Source organism: Dokdonella sp. (assembly GCF_051958935.1).
GTDB lineage: Bacteria > Pseudomonadota > Gammaproteobacteria > Xanthomonadales > Rhodanobacteraceae > Dokdonella_A.
Genome location: NZ_JBQCFP010000158.1, coordinates 1 through 7,070 on the forward strand (window position 1 = coordinate 1; position 7,070 = coordinate 7,070).

The following is a 7,070-nucleotide window of genomic DNA, read 5'->3' on the forward strand; positions in this document are numbered from 1 at the left end:
GGGGGGCGCGCGCCCGCCTGGTGCGTGCCGGAGACGTGGACGACGTCTTCCGGAGCGGCAGGCACGCCGCGGCGGCGCGCGAGGTAGTCGCAGATCTGCTCGCGCAGCGCGAGCAGTCCCTGCGCGTCGGGATAGTCGAACTCGACGTGCTCGGCGGCGCGGCTCACCTCGCGGCGCCAGACGCTGCCGAGCAGCGGATTGGCGAGCGGCAGGCCGTACTGCAGGTCGTAGCGCAGGTCGCTGTGCTGGTGGCCGGGGATGCGCCGGCCGTCGGTGTTGGCGAGCGCGCGCCGTGCGAAGCTCGACAGCGGCGCGACGAGCGTGTTCGCGCTGCGCTTGTGCGGCGTCGCGTTGCCGACGTTGGCGACGAAGCTGCCGGAGCCGACGCGGCCGAGCAGGAAGCCTTCCGCCTGCAGCTGCTCGTAGGCGGCGAGCACGGTGTTGCGCGAAATATCGAGCTCGCGCGCGAGCGAACGGCTCGCCGGCAGGCGCGCGCCGGCGGCGACTCGGCCGTCGAGGATCGCATTCTTGAGCGCGCGGATGAGCTGCGCGTAACGCGCGCCTTGGCCGTCGAGGTCCAGATACACGATTGGCTCCGTGGATATTCGCGATTCCGGTACTGGAGGGTACCAATATCCGCGCCTAATGTTGAGTGCCGCGATGCGGCGGGGCCCGGGCGACTGTCCTTGGGTTCACGCAGTCGCCGGACCGCACCGCGCACGGGTCATGCGCACGCACTCACTCCGGAGGGTCGATGGACGTCCAAACCGAAACCGTGCCGCGCGACGCGCGCCACCGCGTCGAGCGAACCAAGGCGCGGGCGCGCTACGACCGCGATACGGTGCACGCGATCCTCGACGCCGGCATGATCGCGCACGTCGCGTTCAGCGTCGGCGGCCAGCCGTTCGTGATCCCGATGCTCTACGCGCGCGACGGCGAAACGATCGTGCTGCACGGATCGATCGCGAGCCGGTTGATGGGCGAACTCGCCGACGGCGTTCCCGCGTGCATCGGCGTCACCCACCTCGACGGGCTCGTGCTGGCGCGCTCGCACTTCGACCATTCGGTCAATTACCGTTCGGTGGTCGTGTTCGGCCGGGCTCGTGCGGTGGTCGATGCGGGCGAAAAAGCCGCCGCGCTCGCGCGCTTCGTCGACGCGCTGATTCCCGGGCGCGCCGCGGAATCGCGCGCGGCCGACCATACGGAGCTCGCCGCGACGCAGGTGCTGCGCCTGGCGATCGAGGATGCGAGCGCAAAGATCCGCAGTGGCGGCGTCAAGGACAACCCGTCCGACCTGGCACTGCCGCACTGGGCGGGCGTCGTGCCGATGCGCACGCAGTACACGGCTCCGCAAGCGGAGTCCGGCCTTGCCGACCCGGCCCTGCCCGCCTCAGTGCGCAGGCTGCTCGCCGCGAACGAGGCCGTCGCATGATCGCTTATCGCGACGACGTGCGTCCCGCGCTCGAACAGGCGCGCGAACTGTATCGCGCCTCGACGCTCGGCGAGCGCCGCCCGATCGACGACGACGAGCGCTTCGCGGCGATGCTCGCCCATGCGAACCTCACGATCACCGCGTGGGACGGCGACCTGCTCGTCGGCATCTCGCGCTGCGTGACCGATTTCGTCTGGACGACGTACCTCGCCGACCTCGCCGTGCGCGTATCGCACCAGCGCAGCGGCATCGGCAAGGAACTCATGCGGCGCACGCAGGCGGCGGCGCCGCAGGCGAAGCTGCTCCTGCTCGCGGCGCCCGCCGCCGAGCGCTACTACCCGCACGTCGGCTTCACCCATTTCCCGCAGGCATGGATGCTGCGCGAGAACGAGTCGATTCCGTAGGTCGGGCCGAGCGCGCAGCGCGAGTCCCGCCGCACGTTGCGATCCCACGTCGTCGTGCGCGAATGGCGGCGCGCGCCGCGCGCGTACCGCCTTACGATCTACTCCGGATTGACGCGCGGGGCCGGGGAACGCACGGCACCGCGGCCCTTGATACCGCCTCGGGTCACGCGCACCGCACGGCAGCCCGAGCGGCTATCATCGGCGGTTTCGCCCTCGCATCGGATCCGCATGCCCGAGCCGTCCCCTTCCCGCCCGCGCGCGATCGGCATCGCGACCGCGATCATGTGCGCGCTCGCGGGCGGCGCGCTGTGGTGCCTGCTCTCGCTCTACAGCCGCGGCGATCTCGCCGGCCTCGCCTTCCTCGTCGCATTGCCGGTCGCGTGGACCCTGCGCAGGCACGGCTATTGCGGCCACTGGTCGGGTGCGCTCGCCGCAGGCACGTGCGTAGCGCTCGCGGCGTTCTATTCGTTCTACCTGCAGGCGGTCGCGCAGGTCGCCGGCATGCTCGGCTTGCCGATGCGCGACGCGCTGCTGCGGATGAGCCCCTCCATGGCGATCGACATTGCACGCGCGAACGTCGGCACGACCAGTACCGTGATCGTCGTGGCCGCGATCGTGGTCGCCGCCGCGCTCGTAAAGCGCCGCGCCTGACACGATGCGGCGGCACGCGCGTTGCGCGTACCGCCCTACGCGACGACGCCGGCCTGGGCGCCGTGGAGCGACAATCCCCGTTCTAGCGCACGTCGCCAGCGGCGACGCGGCGCAGCGCCTGCTCGAACACCTCGACCGGTTGTCCGCCGGAGATGAGGTGCCGCTCGTCGAGGATCACCGCCGGCACGCCATGGATGCCGCGGTCGGTGAAATACCGCTCCTGCGAACGCACGACGCCGGCGAATTCGTCGGAGGCGAGGATCGCGCGAGTGCGAGCGCCGTCGAGGCCCACCGATTCCGCGATCGCGACGAGCACGGCATGATCCGACACGTCGCGTGCATCCCCATGGTAGGCCTGCAGCAATGCATGCTTGAGTGCGCGCTGCTCACGCGCGCCGAGCGTCCCGGCCCAGTGAAGCAGGCGGTGCGCGTCGAACGTGTTGACGATGCGCCCGCGCTCCCCGAAGACGAAACCGACGTCGGCACCGCGCGCGCGGATCGTCGCCCGGTTCTTCTCGAGCTGCTCGCGCGTGAGGCCGTACTTCGCGACGAGGTGCGCGGTCGCGTCCTCGCCCTCGGCGGGCATGTTCGGGTTGAGTTCGAACGGCTGGAAGTGCAGGTCGACGTCGATCCCGCCGCCGATGCGCTCGAGCGCGCGTTCCAGCGAGGCGAGGCCGACGGCGCACCACGGACACGCGACATCGGAAACGAAATCGATGCGGATCGTTGGCTTTGCCATCGGCGGAAATTCCTGTGCTCGGCGATCACCTGCAGATGCGGGCTCCGGCACCCGCGATCAAGCCGCGACGGCCCCGGCGCATCGCCGTCAGCCGGCGATGGTCCGGTCGACCAACTGCTGCGCTTCGGCAAGGATTTGGCCGATATGGGCCGCGTCGCGGAAACTCTCGGCGTAGATCTTGTAGATGTCCTCGGTGCCCGATGGGCGCGCGGCGAACCAGCCATCCCCGGCGACGACCTTGATGCCGCCGATCGACGCATCATTGGCCGGAGCGCGATCGAGCACCCTCACGATGGGCGAGCCGGCCAGCGTCTTCGCGGTGACCTCGCCCGGCGCGAGCTTGGCCAGGCGCGCCTTCTGCTCCTTCGTCGCCGGCGCATCGACGCGGTCGGTGTACACGGCACCGAGTTCCTGCTCGAGACGTGCGTAGCATTGGCCGGGGTCGCGCCCGCTGCGCGCGGTGATCTCGGCCGACAGCAACGCCGGCGCGATGCCGTCCTTGTCCGTGCTCCAGGCACCGCCGTCGCGGCGCAGGAACGATGCGCCCGCGCTCTCCTCGCCGCCGAAGCCGAGCGAACCGTCGCAGAGGCCTTCGACGAACCATTTGAAGCCGACCGGCACCTCGTGCACGCGCCGGCCGAGGCGTGCGGAAACGCGATCGATCATCGCGCTGCAGACGATCGTCTTGCCGACCGCTGCATCCGCGCGCCAGCCCTCGCGCGTGCGGAACAGGTAGTCGATCATGACCGCGAGGTAGTGATTGGCGGGCATGAGGCCGACGCTGCGCGCGACGATGCCGTGGCGGTCATGGTCGGTGTCGCAGGCGAACGCGACGTCGTAGCGCTCGCGCAAACCCAGCAGGCGCTGCATTGCCGGCGGCGACGACGGGTCCATGCGCACCCGACCATCCCAGTCGAGGCTCATGAAGGCGAACGTCGGGTCGACCAGCTCGCTGACGACGTCGAGCGCGATGCGCCAGCGCTCCGCGATGCGCGGCCAGTAGTGCACGCCGGCGCCGCCGAGCGGATCGACCGCGAGGCGCAGGCCGGCGGAGCGGATCGCGTCGAAGTCGATGAGCGCGCCGAGGTCGTCGACGTAAGCGCCGAGAAAATCGTGTTCGCGCGTCGTCGACGCGGCGCGCGCGCGCTCGATCGGCACGCGCTTCACGCCACGCAGGCCATCGCCGATCAGCGCATTCGCGCGCTGCTGGATCGCGCCGGTGACGCCGGTATCGGCAGGGCCGCCGTTCGGCGGGTTGTACTTGAAGCCGCCGTCCTCGGGCGGGTTGTGCGACGGCGTGACGACGATGCCATCGGCGAGTCCGCCCGCGCGTCCGCGGTTCCAGGCGAGGATCGCGTGCGACAGCGCAGGCGTCGGCGTGTACTCGCCGCCCGCGGCGATGCGCACCTCGACGCCGTTCGCGGCGAGCACCTCGAGCGCGCTGTCCATCGCCGGCCTGGACAACGCGTGCGTGTCGATGCCGAGGAACAGCGGCCCGTCGATACCGGCCGCGGCGCGGTGGTCCGCGATCGCCTGGCTGATCGCGAGCACGTGCGCCTCGTTGAAGCTCGCCGAGAACGACGAACCGCGATGGCCGGAGGTGCCGAACGCGACGCGCTGTGCCGCGATCGCGGGATCCGGGCGTTCGTCGTAGTACGCGGCGACGAGGCGCTCGACGTCGACGAGCGGCACCGATGCCGCGGGCATGCCCGCGAGCGGACTTTTCGCCGCGCTCACGGCGTGCTCCCGCGCATCTTGCGGTAACGCCTGATCAATGCGTTGGTCGAGCCGTCGTGCGCGAGCCGCGGTGCCTTCGGCGCGGCGAGTTCCGCGGCGATCCGCCTGGCGAGCACCTTGCCCAGTTCGACGCCCCACTGGTCGAACGAGTCGATGTCCCAGACCACGCCCTGCACGAACACGCTGTGCTCGTACAGCGCGACGAGCGCGCCCAGCGTGCGCGGATCGAGGCGGCGCGCGAGGATCGTGCTGCTCGGCCGGTTGCCGTCGAACGTCTTGTGCGGGACGAGCGAGGCAGGCACGCCGTCCGCGCGCAGTTCCGCCGCCGTCTTGCCGAACGCGAGCGCTTCTCCCTGCGCGAACAGGTTCGCCATGAGGAGATCATGCTGGTCGCCGAGCGGATGGGCGGTCTCGCAGAAGCCGATGAAGTCGCAGGCGATCCGGCGGGTGCCCTGGTGAATGAGCTGGTAGAACGAATGCTGCCCGTTGGTGCCGGGCTCGCCCCAGACGACCGGGCAGGTATCGACGCCCACGCGCGCGCCGGCGCGCGTCACGTGCTTGCCGTTGCTCTCCATCGCGAGCTGCTGCAGGTAGGCCGGAAAGCGCTTCAGGTACTGCTCGTACGGCAGCACCGCGATGCTCTCGACGCCCAGGAAATTCGTGTTCCAGATGCCGAGCAGCGCGTGCAGCACGGGCAGGTTGCGCTCGAACGGCGCCTTGCGGAAATGCTCGTCCATCGCGCGGAAGCCGGCGAGCAGCTCGCCGAAATGCTCCGGTCCGATCGCCAGCATCGTCGACAGGCCGATCGCCGAGTCCATCGAATAGCGCCCGCCGACCCAGTCCCAGAAACCGAACATGTTGGCCGTGTCGATGCCGAACTGCGCGACCTCGGACGCATTGGTCGACACCGCGACGAAGTGCCTGGCGACCGCCGCCTCGTCGCCGAGTGCGTCGAGGCACCAGCGTCGCGCGGCGTGCGCATTGGCGAGCGTCTCCTGTGTCGTGAATGTCTTGGAACAGACGACGAACAGCGTCTGCGCGGGATCGAGGTCGCGCGTCGCCTCGGCGAAGTCGGTGCCATCGACATTGGAAACGAAGCGCAGGTCCAGCGCACGATCCGCGTAGGCGCGCAGCGCTTCGTACGCCATCACCGGGCCGAGGTCGGAACCGCCGATGCCGATATTGACGACGTGGCGGATGCGGCCCCCGCGATGCCCTTTCCATTCGCCGCTGCGCACGCGTTCGCAGAACGCGGCCATGCACCCGAGCACGTCGTGCACGTCGGCGACGACATTGCGGCCGTCGACAACGATGCGCTCGCGCTCGGGCGCGCGCAGCGCGACGTGCAACACCGCGCGATCCTCGGTCGTGTTGATCCGCTCGCCGCGGAACATCGCGTCGGTGCGCTCGCGCACGCCGCAGGCCTGCGCGAGGCGCAACAGCAGCTTCAGCGCCGGCGCGTCGACGCGTTGCTTGGCGTAGTCGAAGTAGAGACCTGCCGCCTCGAGCGCGAAGCGCTCCCCCCGGCCAGCGTCGGCGGCAAACAGCTCGCGCAAATGGCGCCGGCGCATCGTCGCCGCGTGGCGCTGCAATGCTTTCCATTCCGGCCGCGCGGACAGGCGCGGCGTTTTCATCATGCGATTCGCCATCGCCGGAGCCTAGCAGAAGCGTCGGTGGACCGGAGCGCAGGCGGGTTCAACGTTCACACCTATACGCTTGGCGAAGCCGTGCTTCATTCGAGTAGTGCTGCCAAGGGAAGGCCGCTTCTGCACCTTCACGGGCTCGTACCATTTCGAGTCTAGGCAAGCTGGTTCGGGCGGCGAAACAGGACGTTTCGCACTAGTGACTCCCACTGCCGCCCTCGACCGCCTTGAGTTCGGCGATCAGCTGGTTCGCCGCTTCCTTGCCATCGGCGTAGAGCATGCGTGTGTTGTCGGCATAGAACAGCGCGTTCTCGATGCCGGCGAAGCCGGTGCCCTTGCCGCGCTTGATCACGATCGTCTGCTTCGAATCGACCACGTCGAGGATCGGCATGCCGTAGATCGGCGAGGACTTGTCGGTCTTCGCCGCAGGGTTCACCACGTCGTTCGCGCCGATCACGATCGCG

At 69.8% G+C, this 7,070-nt stretch carries 8 protein-coding genes; 3 read left to right on the forward strand and 5 right to left on the reverse strand.

Annotated features, from left to right (window positions below; all coding sequences use genetic code 11):
- Positions 1 to 587, reverse strand: a 587-nt coding sequence (locus tag ACTHK2_RS15060; protein ID WP_440246537.1) for a GntR family transcriptional regulator, incomplete at its 3' end; no start/stop codon positions are given.
- A gap of 167 nt (positions 588 to 754) precedes the next feature.
- Between ACTHK2_RS15060 and ACTHK2_RS15065 the strand changes: the two genes are divergently transcribed.
- The 3 genes from ACTHK2_RS15065 (at position 755) to ACTHK2_RS15075 (ending at position 2,487) form a co-directional block, all read left to right on the forward strand.
- Positions 755 to 1,432, forward strand: coding sequence for a pyridoxamine 5'-phosphate oxidase family protein (locus tag ACTHK2_RS15065; RefSeq protein WP_440246538.1), 678 nt, complete (start codon positions 755 to 757; stop codon positions 1,430 to 1,432).
- On the forward strand, positions 1,429 to 1,836 hold the full coding sequence (locus tag ACTHK2_RS15070; protein ID WP_440246539.1) for a GNAT family N-acetyltransferase: 408 nt from the start codon (positions 1,429 to 1,431) through the stop codon (positions 1,834 to 1,836). Before ACTHK2_RS15065 ends, ACTHK2_RS15070 begins: the two co-directional genes overlap by 4 nt.
- Before the next feature lie 228 nt (positions 1,837 to 2,064).
- Positions 2,065 to 2,487 (forward strand): hypothetical protein, encoded by a 423-nt coding sequence (locus tag ACTHK2_RS15075; protein WP_440246540.1) that lies wholly within the window; start codon positions 2,065 to 2,067, stop codon positions 2,485 to 2,487.
- 82 nt (positions 2,488 to 2,569) lie between these two features.
- On the opposite strand, the gene ACTHK2_RS15080 is transcribed toward ACTHK2_RS15075, so the two are convergent.
- The 4 genes from ACTHK2_RS15080 to ACTHK2_RS15095 form a co-directional block, all read right to left on the reverse strand.
- Positions 2,570 to 3,226: a DsbA family oxidoreductase gene (locus ACTHK2_RS15080; RefSeq protein WP_440246541.1), complete on the reverse strand. Its 657-nt coding sequence runs from the start codon at positions 3,224 to 3,226 to the stop codon at positions 2,570 to 2,572.
- A gap of 87 nt (positions 3,227 to 3,313) precedes the next feature.
- The gene (pgm, locus tag ACTHK2_RS15085; protein ID WP_440246542.1) at positions 3,314 to 4,963 is read right to left on the reverse strand and encodes a phosphoglucomutase (alpha-D-glucose-1,6-bisphosphate-dependent); all 1,650 of its coding nucleotides are present in this window, start codon (positions 4,961 to 4,963) and stop codon (positions 3,314 to 3,316) included.
- Positions 4,960 to 6,597, reverse strand: a complete 1,638-nt coding sequence (gene pgi / locus ACTHK2_RS15090; RefSeq protein WP_440246544.1) for a glucose-6-phosphate isomerase — start codon at positions 6,595 to 6,597, stop codon at positions 4,960 to 4,962. The genes pgm and pgi overlap by 4 nt, the downstream gene beginning before the upstream one ends.
- A 205-nt stretch (positions 6,598 to 6,802) precedes the next feature.
- Positions 6,803 to 7,070: NAD(P)(+) transhydrogenase (Re/Si-specific) subunit beta (locus ACTHK2_RS15095; RefSeq protein WP_440246543.1), on the reverse strand; the 268-nt coding region annotated here is incomplete at its 5' end.